Annotated in this window: 17 protein-coding genes; 12 read left to right on the top strand and 5 right to left on the bottom strand. The window is 38.4% G+C overall.

Going from position 1 to position 19001, the window contains the following annotated elements; all coding sequences use genetic code 11:
- Window positions 1–8 precede the first annotated feature (8 nt).
- Window positions 9–839, bottom strand: coding sequence for a phytanoyl-CoA dioxygenase family protein (locus tag ACYVHJ_RS00320; RefSeq protein ID WP_339903737.1), 831 nt, complete (start codon window positions 837–839; stop codon window positions 9–11).
- Window positions 840–1139: 300 nt separating this feature from the next.
- Here ACYVHJ_RS00320 and ACYVHJ_RS00315 point away from each other — a divergent pair, with 300 nt between their 5' ends.
- Both ACYVHJ_RS00315 and ACYVHJ_RS00310 read left to right on the top strand, forming a co-directional pair.
- Window positions 1140–3152: an alpha/beta hydrolase gene (locus tag ACYVHJ_RS00315; protein WP_460511533.1), complete on the top strand. Its 2013-nt coding sequence runs from the start codon at window positions 1140–1142 to the stop codon at window positions 3150–3152.
- Between the two features lie 335 nt (window positions 3153–3487).
- Window positions 3488–4429 carry a hypothetical protein gene (locus tag ACYVHJ_RS00310; RefSeq protein ID WP_460511531.1) on the top strand — a complete coding sequence of 314 codons (942 nt, stop codon included), beginning with the start codon at window positions 3488–3490 and terminating at the stop codon, window positions 4427–4429.
- Between the two features lie 123 nt (window positions 4430–4552).
- On the opposite strand, the gene ACYVHJ_RS00305 is transcribed toward ACYVHJ_RS00310, so the two are convergent.
- Window positions 4553–5068 carry an acyl-CoA thioesterase gene (locus ACYVHJ_RS00305; RefSeq protein WP_460511529.1) on the bottom strand — a complete coding sequence of 172 codons (516 nt, stop codon included), beginning with the start codon at window positions 5066–5068 and terminating at the stop codon, window positions 4553–4555.
- A gap of 102 nt (window positions 5069–5170) precedes the next feature.
- Between ACYVHJ_RS00305 and ACYVHJ_RS00300 the strand changes: the two genes are divergently transcribed.
- Genes ACYVHJ_RS00300 through ACYVHJ_RS00290 form a run of 3 tightly spaced genes read left to right on the top strand, consistent with a single transcriptional unit; the run spans window position 5171 to window position 8362 of the window.
- Window positions 5171–5971, top strand: a complete 801-nt coding sequence (locus tag ACYVHJ_RS00300; RefSeq protein ID WP_303612704.1) for a universal stress protein — start codon at window positions 5171–5173, stop codon at window positions 5969–5971.
- A 3-nt stretch (window positions 5972–5974) separates the two neighbouring features.
- Window positions 5975–6952, top strand: a complete 978-nt coding sequence (locus ACYVHJ_RS00295; protein ID WP_339903282.1) for an NAD(P)H-quinone oxidoreductase — start codon at window positions 5975–5977, stop codon at window positions 6950–6952.
- Between the two features lie 39 nt (window positions 6953–6991).
- Window positions 6992–8362, top strand: coding sequence for an amidohydrolase family protein (locus tag ACYVHJ_RS00290; protein ID WP_460511526.1), 1371 nt, complete (start codon window positions 6992–6994; stop codon window positions 8360–8362).
- 43 nt (window positions 8363–8405) lie between these two features.
- Here the strand turns inward: ACYVHJ_RS00290 and ACYVHJ_RS00285 are convergent, their stop codons facing one another.
- Window positions 8406–9257 carry a sugar phosphate isomerase/epimerase family protein gene (locus tag ACYVHJ_RS00285; RefSeq protein WP_460511524.1) on the bottom strand — a complete coding sequence of 284 codons (852 nt, stop codon included), beginning with the start codon at window positions 9255–9257 and terminating at the stop codon, window positions 8406–8408.
- A gap of 156 nt (window positions 9258–9413) precedes the next feature.
- Here ACYVHJ_RS00285 and ACYVHJ_RS00280 point away from each other — a divergent pair, with 156 nt between their 5' ends.
- From ACYVHJ_RS00280 to ACYVHJ_RS00265, 4 genes are all read left to right on the top strand, one after another.
- Window positions 9414–10175, top strand: coding sequence for a creatininase family protein (locus ACYVHJ_RS00280; protein ID WP_460511522.1), 762 nt, complete (start codon window positions 9414–9416; stop codon window positions 10173–10175).
- A 14-nt stretch (window positions 10176–10189) separates the two neighbouring features.
- On the top strand, window positions 10190–11860 hold the full coding sequence (locus tag ACYVHJ_RS00275) for a M1 family metallopeptidase (RefSeq protein ID WP_460511519.1): 1671 nt from the start codon (window positions 10190–10192) through the stop codon (window positions 11858–11860).
- Between the two features lie 69 nt (window positions 11861–11929).
- Complete coding sequence (proC, locus tag ACYVHJ_RS00270; protein ID WP_460511517.1) at window positions 11930–12730, top strand: pyrroline-5-carboxylate reductase family protein; 801 nt, start codon at window positions 11930–11932, stop codon at window positions 12728–12730.
- 4 nt (window positions 12731–12734) lie between these two features.
- A complete protein-coding gene (locus ACYVHJ_RS00265; RefSeq protein WP_460511515.1) occupies window positions 12735–13763 on the top strand; it encodes an alpha/beta hydrolase in 1029 nt (342 codons plus the stop codon).
- A gap of 229 nt (window positions 13764–13992) precedes the next feature.
- Here the strand turns inward: ACYVHJ_RS00265 and ACYVHJ_RS00260 are convergent, their stop codons facing one another.
- Together ACYVHJ_RS00260 and ACYVHJ_RS00255 are read right to left on the bottom strand one after the other, a co-directional pair.
- The gene (locus ACYVHJ_RS00260; RefSeq protein WP_460511513.1) at window positions 13993–15132 is read right to left on the bottom strand and encodes a DUF4221 family protein; all 1140 of its coding nucleotides are present in this window, start codon (window positions 15130–15132) and stop codon (window positions 13993–13995) included.
- Between the two features lie 49 nt (window positions 15133–15181).
- Window positions 15182–16339, bottom strand: a complete 1158-nt coding sequence (locus ACYVHJ_RS00255; RefSeq protein WP_460511511.1) for a 6-bladed beta-propeller — start codon at window positions 16337–16339, stop codon at window positions 15182–15184.
- Between the two features lie 348 nt (window positions 16340–16687).
- Here ACYVHJ_RS00255 and ACYVHJ_RS00250 point away from each other — a divergent pair, with 348 nt between their 5' ends.
- The 3 genes from ACYVHJ_RS00250 (at window position 16688) to ACYVHJ_RS00240 (ending at window position 18870) form a co-directional block, all read left to right on the top strand.
- Window positions 16688–17296, top strand: a complete 609-nt coding sequence (locus tag ACYVHJ_RS00250; protein WP_460511509.1) for a DUF975 family protein — start codon at window positions 16688–16690, stop codon at window positions 17294–17296.
- Window positions 17297–17843: 547 nt separating this feature from the next.
- Window positions 17844–18683 (top strand): class I SAM-dependent methyltransferase, encoded by an 840-nt coding sequence (locus tag ACYVHJ_RS00245; RefSeq protein WP_460511507.1) that lies wholly within the window; start codon window positions 17844–17846, stop codon window positions 18681–18683.
- The gene (locus tag ACYVHJ_RS00240) at window positions 18673–18870 is read left to right on the top strand and encodes a hypothetical protein (RefSeq protein ID WP_460511505.1); all 198 of its coding nucleotides are present in this window, start codon (window positions 18673–18675) and stop codon (window positions 18868–18870) included. The genes ACYVHJ_RS00245 and ACYVHJ_RS00240 overlap by 11 nt, the downstream gene beginning before the upstream one ends.
- Window positions 18871–19001 lie beyond the last annotated feature (131 nt).

Here is a 19001-nt window from a genome sequence, read left to right as displayed (position 1 = left end):
AGAATCAATTATTCCCAGCCTGTGTCTTTTAATGCCGGGTCATCTTCCTTTTTAAGGAAGTCTGCCTGAGATAAAGAATCCGCTTCCCAATTTAATATGGCTTCATCTGGTATAGGATCTATGGCCTCTTTCCAAGCGGTTGAAGTCTCACTGTAGGCAATATTGGATTGGGAATTGAAACAGGATATGATGGACCACCTGGGTTTGTCCGAAAGATTGGCCGCAGACCTGTGTAATAAATTGCTATGGAAAAACAGTGCATCTCCTGGATCTATTTCACAATAGACAAGTTCCATGGTTTTTAAGGCATTTTCTACCATCACCATATCAGCCCCAACTTGCTCACCGGCAAATCCATGGTTTACTCTGCCAAGTTTATGAGAGCCTTTAATCACCTGCAAACAGCCATTTTGCTTATTCGCCTCTGTTAAGGCAACCATTACACTAATTAACTGATCAGGAAACATAAATTGATTTTTATACCAATAGCCATAGTCTTGATGCCATTCCCATGCCCCTCCTACTTTGGGCTCTTTTTGCATTAACTTGGAATGAAAATGGCATACGGGCGCTTCTCCTTCCAGCAATTGCGCCACAGCATTTACCATTTTTTTACTCCTAGTCAAATAGCCAAACACATCATTCCCCGGCTTAAACCATAAAGAAAGCTTGGTTTTCATGCCCGATTGGTCATTCAGGTCCATGGCATTTTTGCCCATTGCCTCATCCTCTATAGCAACTTTATAAAGCTTATCGGTCTCTTGCTGAGTACAAAATCCTTTTACAAGTACATAGCCATCTTTATGGTATTGGGCAATTTGTTCATCAGTCAATTTCATAGGATTATCAACAATTATATGCTTATGATTATATTAGATTTCAAATTGGCCTCTAGTCAGTTTAATTAACGCTGAGGGTTAATCATTTCCCAACTAAATTCCATACACTTAGGTGGTCAAGTAAAAAAATACTACCACTAAAGCCAACAAAACCTTTATCAATATCCCTTTATTTCGCTTCATAATCAAGTAAAATGTAAATATTGACTGGTTTTTCCTCTCAAATTCTAATCAATATTAAAAACCATTGGCTTAAAAAAAATCCTATGATTATCTTACTTCGTCATTAAAATTAGAAAAATGAAAAATTTAAACTTTCTGTCTCTAGGACTTCTTATTATACTAACCTGTTCATGTAATGAAGATGTAGCAAAGACTGTCAAAGAACCTACTCCTTCTAACAATATCATGCATTACCTTAACCAAGAGGCCAAGAAATTGACTAAAAATTTTTCTTCAAACTCCCTTTCATTGGAAGAATGGAACACAATTCGCCCTGAAAAATACCATCAATTTATAGAAATGATGGGTTTCAATTTGGAGGAAGAAAGAAACCCTCCCAAAACTTACTTCCAAGGTACATTGCAACAAGAAGGATTTCACATTGAAAAATTTTACTATGAATCCCTTCCCAATTTATTTGTTCCTGCAAACCTCTATGTACCCGACAATATTTCTAAGCCTCGGGCAACTGTAATTTATCTTTCCGGTCATTCTCATGGGCAAAAGGTAAATTACCAAGCGCATGCAAGAAGATTGGCAGAACTTGGGTTTATCACTCTAATATTTGATACCATCCAATTTGGGGAAGTTTGGGGACACCATTGGGGACCTTATAATAAGGGTTGGTTCAATTGGTACTCCCGGGGCTACAACCCCGCAGCTGTAGAATTATGGAATGCCATTAGAGGACTGGATTACCTGGAAACAAGAAATGACGTAGACAAGGAAAATATAGGCATCACCGGGATTTCCGGAGGCGGCTCCCAAAGTTGGTATTTTGCCGCGGCCGACCCAAGGGTAAAAGCTGCAGCCCCAGTTTGTGGCGCAGGAACCATGGACTCTCAGGTGGGTGAAAGAAGAATAGATGGCCACTGTGATTGCATGATGGTCAACAATGGCTTCCAAATGGATTACACAGATATCGGAGCTTTAATTGCACCCAAACCCCTGCTTATTGCCCAGTCCGATAGAGATGAACTTTATGGCATCGAGTCCACCCGGCAGTTTTACCAGACCTTGAGCAACTTCTACAAAAAATTTGATGCAGAAAATAATATTTCACTGGTAGAAACCCCCGGAGGACACTCTTACCATCCAAAATCCAGAAAAGCCATTTTTTCATTTTTCCTTCAGCATTTAATGGGCAAAGAGGTTCCCGCTGAAGAAATAATGGATATAGAATCCAACAAAGAAAAATTGCTTCCTGCTGACAGCCTTAATGTTTATAATGGCACACCCCCTCCTACAGACATTACCAAAACAATACAGCACTCCTTTATCAAAACCGCTAAAATACCGGATATCAATAGCCGAGAAGCCCTAAAAAACCATCAAAACAAGGTGAAAGAATACCTTAAATCGAGAACTTTTGGGGCATTTCCGGATTCTGCGATTGATTTGGGAGGCAAAATGATTTATAGAACAGCCGACCTGGCCAAACATGGCAATAAAACCTACAGTTTTAACAGTGAAGAGGGCTGGGAACTCAAAGTAAATTTCTTTTACCGACAGCCTCAAGATGAGAAATCGCCTCTGCTCTTGGTACTAAGAACCCCGGGAGAGGAAAGATGGGAAAGTGAAGGCTATGCAAATAAAGTACCCGGAATACATAACATCGCCTATCTGGAAGTAAGAGGTGTGGGGGAAGCCGGCTGGGCTCCAGAGCTCAATTGGCATGTGAGGCGTTCAGCAGCTTGGCTAGGCAAAACCATTGCTTCCATGCAAATTTATGACACCATGCGGGCTTTGGAATTCTGTAGAACATTGCCTGAGGTAGCTCCAAGTAAAATAAGCGTTCTTGGAAGGGATGGAATGGCTTCCATAGCCATGTATGCAGCATTGATGGATGAAAAATGTGAAGGTATTTACCTGAGCAATCCACCGGAAACGCATGACCAACCCAGCCCAAAAAATGGAAGGGATTTCGCTTTAGAATTATTGAATGTACTTCGGATTACCGACACCTATCAGCTTCCGGCCTTGATTCATCCAACAAAAACCTATTTTCTGGGTGAAATCCCTCCAGCCTACCAATGGTCAGACACCATTTTAAAGGAGGTAGTAAACGAACAAATACACATTATTAACTGATGTAAAATTGGAAATCAAACTTTTGTAATTCAATGAAACCAATGGGTGTAAATTCAAGGCTTCTTAATAACCTTAATTTTAAACAATCACTTACTGCCTGCCTCAATTCAAAATACATTTACCATATATTAATATAAATTGGTCATTTATTTTGTTTTTTATTAAATATATTTAATTTTATAAGGACAAATCCAACACTACCTTTCCAGTTCAGTAATTGTCAACCATTGCTTAGTTGTAATTACGCTGATCAGATTGGTTATTATTGCGCCAACCAGCTACTGTACTTGCTAAAAAAGTCATTTACATCTTCAGGTTAAATAATAAATTGATCCATGAAAAAAGCACTTAAAGGATCCAGTTTCTTATTCTACTTTCTTACCATCGTTGTGTTTTTTATTTCGGGAGGACTCTTTTCAAATTACATGGAGGTAGGAAAAAATCAAGGACTAGCCGGTGGGGCCATCGTATTAGGCTATGCCCTCATGTATGCTTTCGGAGCCTTAATCGTAGCCATAATTTTGGCAGGTAAATTGAAAACAAAAATCATCGTTTATACCAATTTTATTCTCTTCATTGTGTTGACCCTATTTATCTTTCTTGGGTACCGGCGACACTTGGAAATGGAGAAAAACAAGGTTCCTGCCCAAGAAAGGTTAATTTCTCCGAAACCTACCGCCCCGGCCCAGCCCATTCACAATATACAATTTGAAAATGGAATGGGCCAGGGCTTCTTTAGCCCTAACTTTGTAGAAAATGACAAATTGTATTTTTATTCCCCTTCTGATCCAAATGCTTGGAATGGTGTTGGAGAAGCTATAGACAGTTTGGTGTTTTATAAAAACCGGAATGGGCAATACGATATCCAATATGCTCCCCCCTATTTTTTTCCTGAAATAGTTAAAATGGATTATGAGTGGTTGATGATAAAGGTCATTATCTCCGGTAAATATATGCTGGAGGTTGAGATCAATCAAGAAACTGGGCAATCCGTACTTGTAGACAAATTTAGTGGCAACCTTATCTACTGGCCGGAATTTATTCTCAATACCAATAGTGTAGAAATTATGGAAGCGTTTCCACAAAAAGTATTGATTAAACCCTTAGAAAATGCTGCGGTAAACAGTATCTCATATGTTTTTTTGCAACCCATTGCTGTGCAGGGGGATTGGCTAAAGGTAAACCTGACTGACAAAGAATTCTTTAACCTTGGTCAAGGATGGATAAAATGGAAATCAAATGATAAGTTGATTATTCGCTACAATTTATTCAGCTAATCCCACCAGATCAATTTCAATGGCTCAGAAAGAAAATTCTTGATTTTACACAATAAAAAGAACACGATTTTGGAGGGAAGATGCTTATTATTTCTTCAATACCGAATTAAATCGTATGTAAAATTAAGGTTTTAACAGGCTTGCTTTGATATCCTTAATCCTGGATTGTAGGGTAGTTTCAGCCATGTTAACCTCATCTGTTGTAGCCAATAAGAAATCTTTGACCGCACCTTCATGGTCCTTAGACTTCCCATATTTCATATCCACATAACGCATGGTGGTCCACATCAATGTTTTCAGTTCCTCTTTATTATCATCAGTCATATAATACTCTACAATTACTGAATGGTGATCATGCCAAATCACCCTGCTCATGATTCTCACCCATTCTCCAACTCTGGCAGGCCTGACATAGGAAATACTATGATTATATACCACCCAGGCGGCCTGGTATTTACGGATAAAATCCATCATTTCCACCCCATACAATTTCGGCACCTGATCTTCTCTGGCATTGAAGAAATAATCGAAATACTTCGCATTATTGAGATGCTGCAATGGATCACAATCCTGAAACCTGATGACTACCCTACTTTCTGTCTCTTTCGGATAGTGCTTGTCTTTATTATATTCGAACATAATTTTTGAGTTTGATACCTATATTCTTCAAAGATATATGATATAAATCATTGTGTAATTTAGATAAATATTCATTAATTTAAAGAAACTAAAAGGCCTAATATGAAGATACTTGTTCCAACTGACCTATCTGACAATGCTGACCAGGCACTAAATTTCGCAGTGGCCTATGCCCAGCAGCAATGTGCTACCATAACATTAATTTTTTCCTATTTTGCAGTATATGATTTCGCTGCAGAAGCTGTAAGAATGGCACAAACAATTGAGAACAATGCCAAAACTGAGTTAAATAAAATAATTAGCAAAGTAGGTAGGGAGGTAGAGATAGATTATAAAATTATTCAAGGCACAGTGGCCAATGCTATATTTTCTACGGCCAATAATGATGATTATGACCTGATCATTATGGGAACCCAAGGGGCCAGTGGGATTAAAAAAAACCTTATTGGTTCCAACACTGCTAAAGTTATCAAGGAAAGTAGCATTCCGGTAATTGCAGTGCCTTTTGGTTCATCATTTGAAAGCATTGAAAAAATTAAAGTTGCTGTAGATCTTCAACATGATAAAGAAGGCATTTTTAGGAAATTGATTAAACTCACTGAAACTTGGAACCTACCTTATGAAATTATTCATATAGAAAACAAACCTAATTTCAGTAAAAAAATCATTTTTAAAGGACTCGAATCCTACTTAACTGAAAATTTTCCTGATTGCGATTTTAGTTTTGAGATGCTTCAGGAAATAAATACTGACAAAGGGCTGGAAAATTATGTGAAAAACAAATCAGATAGCTTATTAGTGATGTTTTCGAAAGACCGGGGTTTTCTTGATTTTATTTTCAAACATAGCCACAGTGCAAAAATGGTCTATCATACACATATTCCTCTATTGGTTATCAAATAGCATATGAAAGCAGTAGTAATTACCGAAGCAGGTGCACCGGATGTTTTAAAAATTAAAGAAAGAAGTAAACCTAAAATTGGAAAGAATGAAATTTTAATTAAAGTCCGGGCCATTGGAATCAACAGACCTGATATCGCTCAAAGAGAAGGAAAATACCCCGCTCCCGAAGGTGTCCCTAAGGATATTCCGGGACTGGAAGTTTCAGGATGGGTAGCCGAACTGGGTGAAGACGTTAAAACTTGGGAAATTGGGGATAAAATATGTGCCTTATTGGCAGGTGGTGGATATGCTGAGTATGTGGCTGCACCCAAAGAACAATGTCTAACGATTCCTGAGGGGCTGAGTCTGGAGGAAGCAGCTTCTCTTCCCGAAACCTTTTTTACCGTTTGGAACAATATTTTTCAAATAGGAAAATTCATCAAAGATGAAACCGTCCTTGTCCATGGTGGTAGCAGTGGGATTGGTGTTGCAGCCATTCAGATGGTAAAAGCCATGGATGGACAAGTGATTGCTACTGCAGGTTCTGAAGAAAAGTGTGAAACCTGCCTGGAGCTTGGAGCAAGCCTGGCTATCAATTACAAAAAGCAAGATTTTGAGACCAAAATCAAAGAGCACTTGGGATCCAAAAGAGTTGACATAGTCTTGGATATGGTAGGTGGTTCTTATACCATGAAAAATCTTCGCTTATTGAATAGAAAAGGAAGGTTGATCATGATCAATGCCATGGAAAATAGAATGGGAGAAGTGGATCTGCTTAGAATAATGACGCATCAGCTGGTAATAACCGGATCCACTTTAAGGCCTCAATCAAAGGAATACAAAGGGCATATTGCCACCCAGTTGATGGAAGAAATCTGGCCGTTATTTCCGGATAAAATAAAACCCGTTATCCATACAGCTTTCCCTATGGCAGAAGCTGCTGAAGCACACAGGTTATTAGAGAGTTCCAAGCATATTGGTAAAATTTTACTATTGGTTTAATGTCTCATTTGTTTTCAGGTCAACCAAACCAACAAGATCATGAAAAATCATTTATTCATTTTTATTCTTATAGGAATCGCATTTAGTTGCACCGCAAAAAAAGCTAAACAAAGTTTAACGGCTGATCAGACAGTTTTTAGGGAAGTAAACATCGTAGATGTATCAACAGGAGCTATAAATAAAGCGCACGTAATCGTCAAAGGGAAAACCATTGAAAAAATCCTTTCTCCGGATGAAGAAGTTGATTTTGCCAAGGCGAAAGTAATTGATGGAAAGGGAAATTACCTAATTCCGGGCTTAGCAGAAATGCACGCCCATATTCCGGATAAGCCCTGGGATGACCCTCTGGTGCAAGAAACATTGTTTTTATACCTGTCAAATGGTGTAACCACAATAAGAGGAATGCTAGGTAACGAAGCTCATCTTCCACTGAGGGAGAAAGCTGCCACTCAGGAAATCCTCTCTCCAAGAATCTTTACCTCCAGTCCTTCTTTAAATGGAAATACTGTAAGCACAACCGAGGAAGCAACCGAAAAAGTTAAAAATTATGCAGAATCAGGTTACGATTTTCTAAAACTTCACCCGGGCATCCGAAAGCATGTTTTTGACAGCATTGTGGCAGCAGCAAATAAATATGGGATCCCATTCGCCGGCCACGTCTCTAATTTAGTAGGTATCAGGCATGCCTTAAAAAATGGCTACCAGACCATAGACCATGTAGATGGTTTTATTGAAGGGCTGGTACCAAAAGAGGCAGGTGTAAATCCTACAGAGAATGGTTTCTTTGGTTACAATTTCACGGAATTAGCCGACCCAAACACCATTCCGGAATTGGTTGACTTAAGCAAAAAAAACAAGGTTTGGGTAGTGCCTACACAGTCTCTTTTTGAGCGTTGGTTTTCTCCTATTCCTGCAGAGGAATTGGTCAGTCAGGAAGAAATGCAATACATGAGCCCCAAAACCAGAGAAAACTGGGTAAATAGTAAAACCAACTTGACCAAAGCTGACAATTTCGATGAAGCAAAATGGAAGCAATTCAATCAAATCCGATATCAATTGATCAAGGCCTTGCATGAAGATGGACAAGGTTTACTATTGGGTTCTGATGCACCCCAAGTATTCAATGTACCCGGGTTTTCTATTCATCATGAAATGAAAGGAATGCTGGCTGCAGGCTTGAGACCATTGGAAATATTACAAACAGGTACAATTAATCCGGCAGTATTTTTTGATGGCAACTTCGGATCTATTGAAGAAGGATTGGAAGCAGACCTGGTACTGCTTAGGAAAAACCCTTTGGAAGATTTAAGTCACATGAAAAACCCACTGGGCGTGATGGCTAGGGGGCAATGGATAAGTGAAGAAATGATCAAAGAGAAACTCAAGCAAATCGCCAAAAAAAACAAATAGCCCACTTAATGCGGGCTATTTGGGATAAAAATTAAGCTATAAATTAACCTAAAGTATCGACGATTCCACGGTAATACCCTACAGATTCTGCAATACCGGCCATTGGTGCTTTCATGTCTTTTTCATATTCCATGGCTAAATGTCCTTCATAATTGGTTTTGGCAAGCATTTTCACCACCCCTGGAATATCAATAACACCTCTTCCAAGCTCAACTGTTTTGCCATCAGCCTCTGCCTTAGAAACATTTTTCAGGTGCAAATCAAAGATGCGGCTTTTGTATTTTTTAATGTCTGCTACAGGATCATGTCCGTCACGCATATTGTGTCCAATATCAAAACACATCCCGATTCGATCATCCAAATCTTTTATATGGCTCATGATAACGGTGGCATTTGGATACAATTTATCTTCAGGGCCATGATTATGTATGGCAAACCTAATATTGTATTCTTTTACTTTTCCATCTAGGTAAGGTAAATCTTCTATACTTGGAATACCTACAATCATATCTACACCAACCTTTTTGGCATAATCAAACGCTATGTCTAAGGCCACTTGCGTTTTAGAATAGATAGGGCCTACTGCATAACCTTTTATGTTTGCATCTGCCAATTTCTTGTGAAAAGCTGCAATTTCTGCATCTGTACTTTCCAAAGGCAAATGAAAATCCTTGATACAAAGGTAGTTTACATCTACTTTTTGTATCATTTTTATGGTTTCATCAAGATCGAAATTTTTAAAAGTATAGCCCGCAAATGCCAATTTAAGATCTGATGGCTTGGCCAAAGTTGCAGGAGCTGCTTTTAGGTTAGATCCGGCTAGAACGACTCCTCCCATTGTTCCTAAGATACTTTTTTTGACAAAGTCTCTTCTATTGTTTTGTGTTTGTGACATGATAAGATGGTTTATTTTATTCTATTGTTTATTGGCAGCGTGACATTTTATTCCCGCAATATAAAGGGAAGTAAGGAATTTTAGGGATGGGAATTCTAAAAATTTATGGTTTATTTACATTTTTAGAAAATTTGCCTCATCCAAAACCTTTTATCAATGAGACCTTATATCCTGGCTGAAACGAACTGGAAAGCACTTAAAGAAGAAAAAATTGAGTTGGCGGTACTGCCTTGGGGGGCCACAGAAGCCCATAATTACCACCTGCCTTATGGAACAGATGTCTATGAAGCCGATGCCTTTGGAGCAGCGGCCGGAAAGATTGCTTGGGAAGCCGGTGCGAAAGTGATGATACTGCCAACCATACCTTTTGGCGTAAACACCGGACAATCAGACATCTATCTGGACATGAACCTAAACCCAAGCACACAACTGGCAATCTTGAAAGATCTTGTTACGGTTTTACATCGGCAAGGTATTCCTAAACTGCTTATTTTAAACAGTCACGGCGGCAATGATTTTAAAACCATACTGAGAGAAATAGGCCTGTTATTTCCTGATATGTTCTTCAGCACCTGCAATTGGTTTCAGGCCATGGACAAACCCAAGTATTTCGAACATATGGGAGACCATGCAGACGAAATGGAAACCAGCCTGATTATGCATTTGCATAGTCATTTAGTTTTACCTCTCGAAGAAGCCGGTGACGGAAAAGACAAGAAATCAAAAGTAAAAGCCATTCGAGAAGGCTGGGCATGGGCAGAAAGAAAGTGGTCCATGGTCACGGAAGATACAGGAATTGGAAACCCTAAAGCGAGTTCACCGGAAAAAGGCGAACGTTTCCTTAAAGATACTAGTGAGAAAATTGCCGAATTAATGATTGACCTGGCCAAGTTGGATATCAATGACAGGTACGAATAAACCCGTAACAATTAATGAAAAAACCTTTGCGAACAATAACCTATGGCCTAGGCCTGCTTTTTTTAACCATGTTGTCCATAAGCTCAGGCATGGCACAACATACAAAACAATCTTATTCCAGACAGGACAGCTTGCGTGGGAGTATCACTTCTGAGAGAGAATGGTGGGACCTGATTTATTATCACCTCGACATCGAGGTCAAGCCCAAACAAAAGTCCATTGAAGGAAGCAATACCATTTATTATAAGGTATTGAAGCCAGGGAAGGTCATGCAAATAGACTTGCAACAGCCAATGGAAGTCTTGAGTTTCAACCAAGATGGACAAAATCTTCAATATAAAAAGGAAGGAAGCGCTTATTTCATCCAATTGGAGGCCGACCAGCAAACCGGGACTGTTCATACCCTAAAGGTTAGCTATGAAGGGAAGCCAAAAATAAGCCCCAATCCTCCATGGTCTGGCGGCCTGACTTGGGAAGAAGACAAAAAGGGAAAACCTTTTATCGCCAATTCCAACCAAGGGGATGGGGCAAGCCTTTGGTGGCCATGTAAGGACCATATGTACGACGAACCTGACAGTATGCTCATCAGTGTAAAAGTACCCGATCCGCTTATGAATGTATCCAATGGAAGGCTTCGTAATATAGAAAAACACCAGGATGGGAAAAGTACTTACCATTGGTTTGTAAGCAATCCGATAGCCAATTATGGGGTAAACTTAAGCATAGCAGATTATGCACATTTTTCTGAAATGTATCAGGGTGAAAAAGGCCCCTTGACTTTGGACTATTATGTACTCAAGGAAAACCTCGAAAAAGCAAAGGTCCAATTTAGGGATGCTCCAAGGCTGATGAGGGCCTTCGAACACTGGTTTGGCCCCTACCCTTTTTATGAGGATGGTTTTAAGCTGATCGAAGTCCCCTATCTTGGCATGGAACACCAATCTGCTGTAACCTATGGAAATGGCTATTCCAATGGCTATAAGGGCAAGGATTTTAGTGAAACAGGCTGGGGACTAACCTTTGATTATATCATCATTCATGAAGCGGGACATGAGTGGTTTGCCAATAATATTACCTATAAAGACATTGCCGACATGTGGATTCATGAAAGCTTTACCACCTATTCGGAAAGTCTTTTCTTGGACTATCACTATGGAGTCATTGCCGGAAATGAATACCTTCAAGGAGCAAGGAGAATTATCAGAAACGATGGGCCTATAATCGGGGATTATGAAGTAAATCAAAGGGGTTCCGGGGACATGTATTTCAAAGGAGCCAATATCCTCCATACCCTACGGCAATGGATTGACAATGATGAGAAATGGAGAGGCATTTTAAGGAAAATGAACAAGGTTTTTTATCATCAGACGGTAACATCTGTTGAAATAGAGACTTTTTTGGCTGAAGAAAGTGGTTTGAATCTTCAGGCTTTCTTTGACCAATATCTTCGTACAGAAAAGGTTCCTATTTTTCAATATTACTGGAAAGGGGATAAATTGTATTACCGGTGGGAAAACAGCGTTGCCGATTTTGCCATGCCGCTTAAAATCAATCAAAATGAAAAGACACATTGGATTGATCCGGAGAAAGGCTGGAAAAGTTCTGAAAAATTAGGAGCAAATGTAGCCATTGAAGTAGATCCTAATTTCTATATTTATGTACAACAAATCCAGGCCATCAAATAAATGGTCATTCCCGAAATCTCATAAATTATGAGTAAATTTATCGCTTGATTTTAAATAAGGACTATATCAATGGACAATAATAAAAAAATAGCCATTATAGGCTGCGGAAACCTAGGGTTATCTATAGCCAATGGCTTATTAAGTACTGAGGGTTTTGACGGAAAAAGACTTATCGTTACCAAAAGGCATCCGGAAAGCTTGGTTTATCTTAAATCGCGAGGAGTCACCGTTTTGGCTGATAATAAGGAAGCTGTAAGAGATGCAGATTTTGTGATTTTAGGTGTAAAACCTTACAATATTCAGCCTATTTTACAGGAAATTAAGCCATTTTTAAAGAGAGACAAGCAAGTTATTGCTTCACTAGCGGCTGGCATCACCCTCCAGGCCATCAAGGCTGAACTCGAACCCGGCACTACTGTTTTCAGGGTTATGCCCAATATAGCTGCAGATATTAAAGAATCTATCACATGTATTTGTGGTGATGATTTTAACCCGGAAACCGAGAATACAGTCAAGGAAATATTCAATAGTGTAGGCATAAGCATAACGATAGAAGAACACTTGATGGAAGCCGCTACGGTATTGGGGGCTTGCGGCACTGCATTTGTTTTGCGTTTTATGCGCGCCATGACACAAGGAGGTATCCAAATAGGTTTTGATGCCAAAACCGCCAATAAAATTGTAACACAAACCGTAAAAGGTGCAGCCGAATTGGTGATGCAAAAAGGGATTCACCCTGAAGCAGCCATAGATAAGGTAACAACGCCAAAAGGCTCTACCATCAAGGGCTTGAATGAAATGGAGCACCATGGCTTCAGTTCTGCTATGGTTCGAGGAGTAGTTGCCTCTTACGAAGACATCAAAAAATAAAACCATGAAAAGAGTCCTTCCCTGGCTGATGGGTTCAGCCATTTTTATTGTCATCTTTTATATGCTCGGACCAAAAGAAAGCATTCAGGACCTATCCGGTACCTATCCTGAAGTGCCATCAAATCTCAATGAACTGGAAGCCTATATACAGCAGGGTGAAGACACTGTGCAAGGCCTTAAACCTAACAATGAAGCCAGGATAGTCTGGGCTGACCCTGAAAAAAAGGAAAAAACGAATTTCAGCATTCTCTACGTACACGGTTTTGGTGCCAGCCAGATGGAAGGTGATCCTGTACATCAGCAATTGGCCAAACATTTTGGTGCCAACCTCTACTTGGCCAGGCTACCGGAACATGGCATAGAGCGAGCAAATGCCTTTGAACACTTGGATGCCAAAAGTCTGGTGGATGGGGCAAGAAGGGCCTATATGATCAGCAGGCAATTGGGGGATAGTGTAATTGTAATAGGGACCTCTATGGGGGGTGCCTTATCATTGATTCTGGCGGAAGAAAGACCGGAAATTCATTCCTTGGTTTTGTACTCCCCCTGTATCGGAATCTATGGTGATCGACTTGATCCCTTGTTTCAGCCTTGGATGAAGCAATTAATGGAAATGACCATGACCAATGAAAATGGGGTGCAGGTGGTAGAAAGAGAACCCGAAGAAGGAAAATATTGGGCAACAAATTATCATATCAATGCTTACACAAGTCTGGCTGTGCTGCTAAAAAGTAAAATGAACAAGGAAACCTTTGAAAAGGTAAAACAACCACTGTTTCTGGCCTATTATTACAAAAATGAGGAAGAGCAGGACAAGGTGGTATCCGTTCCAGCCATGCTGGACATGTATGCCAGTGTAAGTACTTCTGACAACAAAAAGCGGAAAGTAGCTTTCCCTGAGGCCGGTGACCATGTGATTGCTTCAAGTTTGAAAACGGAAAGTTGGGACAAGGTGCTAGGGGAAAGCATAAAGTTTCTGGAAGAAGTAGTCCAGCTAAGCCCGGCGGAAAGTATGGAAGTGATGGAGGAATAAATAAAAGTCAGTTACGCAATCGTCAATTGGGGAAATATCAAAATCCCCCTTTTTCCAAAGGGGGACTAAGGGGGATTTCTAACGTAAACATTCTAAAATATAAGGTTGCTATAATTGGAAATTCAAATTGGGATTTTTTACATAACTGTAAACCCACTAAAGTATTTTAATTATTAAGGTGACACCATTTAGAGGACTTGCAATATTCTTTGCGATAATTCTGATAAACTTATCTCTCCCCCAACTCCGGGGTAAATATCAAGTACCTTAACATATCCTCATTATATTCAGGGTTAAAGGGATTGTTTGCAGAAATGTACAAACCTTTCTCACCCACAAAATGGTTGTTTGTGGTATAAACCTGAAATTTATCAAAAATATGTTCTCCGATAATATTCAGTTCGCTATCCAAAACCATCACACCCGAATAGGGTCTTGAGAATTCGAGCTCTCTATGGTTGTATTCTTCCTCCAAGTTTTCAGGATCAAAGGAAGGTAAAAATATTCGGTAAAAAACGTCCCTGTACTTATCATAAAGAAAGTTCTCATAACGGTCTGAGGAAAACCTATTAAGCCAAGCTTTTTCAATAGGAGGAATTTCGTTAACATAATTAAATTTGTTGACATGGAATGATTTAACCTCCTTTCGATTTGTAACTGTACCTGAGGCCAAATCAAAAACCTGAATCTCATGGTCATGCCAAGGTGCAATGTATAGCTTTCCATCCTTTTCTGTCCATGAGTAACCGGAAGGTTTTTTGCCCTTATCCCAATAGTCTTCTCTGTAAAATACATCGTACCACTCCACATCTCCTGTATTAATATCTAAACTAAAGACCAATCTTTGCTTTTGAATGGCATCTTTATTCATCCCATGATGATCCATGAATAGTGGCTGTGAGCCGAAAATTTTGTTTCCATATTGATGCATTCGCCGATCAAAGTCAGACCTTATTACGGTAAGTGGTGTTTGATCGTCAATAATAGTCACCTTTTTTAATACTTCTCCGCTAAAGTTAGTTAAAACTAAGCTTGGAGGCCTGTTGGTTACCCAAAGAGAATCCCATCCGGTAACTGTTCCGGCATTTAACCCTGAAATCCCATTTTCTCCCTCTCGCTGAATTGTTATTTCATGCGCTATCTTTCCTGAGGGAAGTTCAAGAGATTGGAATTTATCCTTAAAGTGGTTTAATAGTAAAAGGTATTCACCCGAGTCAGAGGCAATCAACTGGGTATATCGAGGATTAACCGGAGTGGTTTCTAAAAGCTTAATTTCAAGAAGATTGGTCTTAAAATCAATTGTCTTCTCTTCTACCGAACCATTACATCCGGTAGCTATCAATATCAATAACGGAAAAAATATTCTCATTCTCACAAGCAATTAAGGGTACTTAATAGTTTACAAAATTTTAAAAAGCTCATTTAAACTTTAATTTAACCAAAACCCATGTATCCTCTTTTAGTCTTTGTTTATTCATTTGAAAAAAGGCATGAATATTTCCTTTCATTATTTTAATTTTTTTATTTCCATACAACTCCACATATTTATTAAAGAAGTTAGATGAATGAAACCTAAATACTAAATGATCATCTGTTCCTGTCCAAGGGAAAACATATGGCATTCCATCTATATCATTTTCTAGATTTTTCCATTGATTAAGAATATTAAAATCATGGTCCATAAAAATATAATGTCTTTGATCAAGACCTTGCCTAATAAACAATACATATTTATCCAAATACGAATGAATTAAATCAATCCTACTAACCAATTTTCGGTCTCTGACTAAAATTTTTAATTCTTCTCTTTTTTCAAATCCTCTTTTTTCATCAGCTACATTGTGTTTTCCAAAATCAAAAAAATAAGTATCCTTCAAAAACCCTGAAAATTTATCTATAAACACAACCTTTGTAGCGTGTGGCATTGAAAAATATAGAAGACCTTTTGATTCTATTTCTTTAAATCCGTTTAAGTTATCGACCCTTACAATGTACTCTAATGGTTTGTCTATCTTATAAAAAAATTCTTCTACATCTGTTGAGTTATCCCTTCTAACAAAATTATATCCTTGGAAATCAGCTTTATAGGACATAAAGTAAATAGAATAAGTATCTGCTACATAAAAGTTGGTGTTTTGGTAGCTATTTTTTATTTCTTTAATGAATTCGCCATTTCTATCAAATTCAAGTTGTTTTTGTAAATGAGTGTCTTGAATAAAAATCCGATCTTCAGTAACCTGAAAGTCATCCATTTGGATATACTCTCCCGGCCCCATACCATTGGCGTTAATCGTATTGACAACTTGGCCTTCTTCATCAAAGACAAATAAATTATGGGATCTATTGTCTCTAATAAATATCAACCCATCTCTAAAAACAACATTATAGAGGTTAATTACAGGGTTGCTGTCCGGGTAATCCAAAATAATATATTCGGGTTTTTCAAAATGATTTGATAATTTCCCTTCAACCGATTGATCCAGATCTATCTCTATTGTTACAAGCTCTTGATCTGACGCAACTTTTTCTGAGCAGGAGCAAACAAACATTGTCAGTATGAATACTATTCTTTTCAATTTTCTTTAGGATTATTTTAATTATTCATAATAATAATAATAATAAAACTAAAAACAAAGTTATTTAATCCTAATCATGAATTTCAAAAACTATTAAGCAAATAGAAAACCCGGCGGCTGAGCGGAGCCGAAGCCAAAGGGTGATGTATCCGTATTACCTACTCGACTCCGCTCAGGATCCGGTATGATATCAAAACGCACCAAAATCGAAAATAATATTTCAAACTATTGGTCTCGTCTAAAATTTAACCTATATTCAATCCTAAGGGCTTAGCCCTGTGATAGGATTTCAACTATTATAAAAGAACAAATGCTACCTAGCCACTTAAAACCTGAACAAAATAAAATATGGGAACTGAGAATGTAGAATTGATGAAAATGGCAAAAGCCTCTTTAAAAGGAAATTGGGGATTGGCCATAGGTACTTTTCTTTTATATATGTTTATCATGGGCTTTTTACAAGGAATGGCAGATTACTATCCTATGATAGCCTTGGGGACCTTGTTAATTACAGGACCTATGACACTAGGTTTGGCCTATTTCTCCTTGAGTATTGCCCGAGACCAAAATGCCCAATTGCAACAAATATTTGATGGCTTCAATAACTTTGGTACAGCTTTAGGGGCCTATTTATTGATGTTCATTTTTATACTTCTATGGATGCTTTTGCTGATAATACCCGGAATCATTGCGGCCCTTTCCTATGCCATGACTTTCTATATCATCGCTGATGACCCAAACATCGGCCCACTGGATGCCATTGACAAAAGCAAGCAAATGATGAATGGTTACAAAATGAAGCTTTTCCTTATGTTCTTGATGTTTCTTGGTATGGCTTTGCTTTGTATCCTTACCTTGGGAATTGGATTTTTGTGGTTTATCCCCTTTGCCAATGTGACCCTGGCTAAATTTTATATGGACATAAAAAACAGGAATGTCATCCCTGAGGTTATCTAAAATCAATTTACTTACAAAGCGTAAAGCTATCTCGAAGAAAAAAAAATCAACAAACCAAGTCCCTTGAATATTGTCAAGGGACTTGGTTTTCTTTTTTTAACTCAGCCAATTTAACTATTGATAGCCTATAATTTCGAATAAACATAAAACCCCGGTCAGGGGTGACATTTTTGTAGGCAGGGGCAATAGGACCTGCAATATGGTCTGTAGGCCAGCTGATTTTGGCGGTATTGTTGCTTCTTTTTTCTGCAACAATGCTGACAAAATCTTAACCTAAATCGAATAGTAACGCCATCTTAAAAAAACCAGGAAAATCAGGAAAAATTAAATCTAATCCCCTACCTTTATCATCTGTTTTACTGAAATCAACATATCATCTGTATCTTTTTTAAAAGGCAAACTCATCTAACGAGTAATTGCTCCATGGGAATCTCCTGACCTCCTATGAACAGATGATAATCACACCCTTTTTAATTATTTAATCAATTGTCGCATTGATTTTAAATGTTTTCAACATTTATAGATCTGCAGGACATTTATATTTAAAATGAAAAGTAAACAGTTCATCAATAAAAGCATCAACCATTTCTACACCAAAGCTTCTGAAGAAACCCGGCTGGACAAAGGTATGGGCTTATTTGAATTTGAAAGAACAAAATCACTTATAGCCAAATACCTGACTTCAACCCCTTCCCGTATCCTAGATATAGGTGGCGGTACCGGAAAGTATTCAGCATGGCTTGCGCAAAAAGAACATAAAGTTCATATGGTAGAACCGGTTGATAAGCACATTGAAATCGCCTTAAAAAGAGCCAATAAACGGGGCAATAAATTTCATGTACATCAAGGAGAATCTCGAAAATTAGAATTCCCAAATAATTTCGCTGACCTAATCATTCTCCACGGACCACTTTACCACCTTCAAAAAAAGGAAGACAGGGAATTAACGGTTCGTGAAGCAAAACGGGTTTTAAAAAACAACGGTATTGTTTTGGGTTTTGCAATCAACTATACGGCCTCAACTTTAGTAGGCCTACTAAATGGTTTGATTCACAAAAAATCATTTTTCGAAATGTGCAAAGAAGAATTAACTTCAGGAATACACAACCCACCCCTTGATTTACCATGGTTATTGGCCGAAGCTTATTATCACAATCCCCCGCAGCTCAAAGAAGAGTTTTTGAGTCAGGGATTTATCCATTTGAATACTTATGCAGTGGAAGGTATGGCCTGGTTAGACAAGAATTATTTTGCCAACATGGAAAATAGTGAAAGAAGAAAAACATTGTTAGAACTTATTCAGCTCACTGAAAAGGATGGCAACCTACTGCCTTTTAGTCCACACATGATGATCGCAATTAAAAAAAAATCGCCCTATGAAAAATAAAGTACAATACTTCCAAGCATTGTCAGCAAACAGAGGAAAGCACAATGAAATAGATTTGGGAGAACAAATTGGTCTTGATGAGCAAGAAACCCAAGCTATATTGGCTTTGCTCCTATCCGAAAATAAAATCAAATACGAGCGCAAAGGAGTCTGTAATTATTCGCTTATGAAGACAAAGAAAAAATAAAACCCTGTGTAATTTCCCCTGAAGAATCAGGGGAAATTCTATTTCATGCTCACTACTATTCATTCCAACCTTTTGAATGCGCTTAATATTGAGCCTTATTCAATGCATAAAATTACGTTCATAGGTAATTT

It is taken from the genome of Cyclobacterium sediminis, from assembly GCF_054781075.1.
Note: the sequence above shows the minus strand (reverse complement) of the source record. Positions and strands in the feature narration are given on the sequence as shown.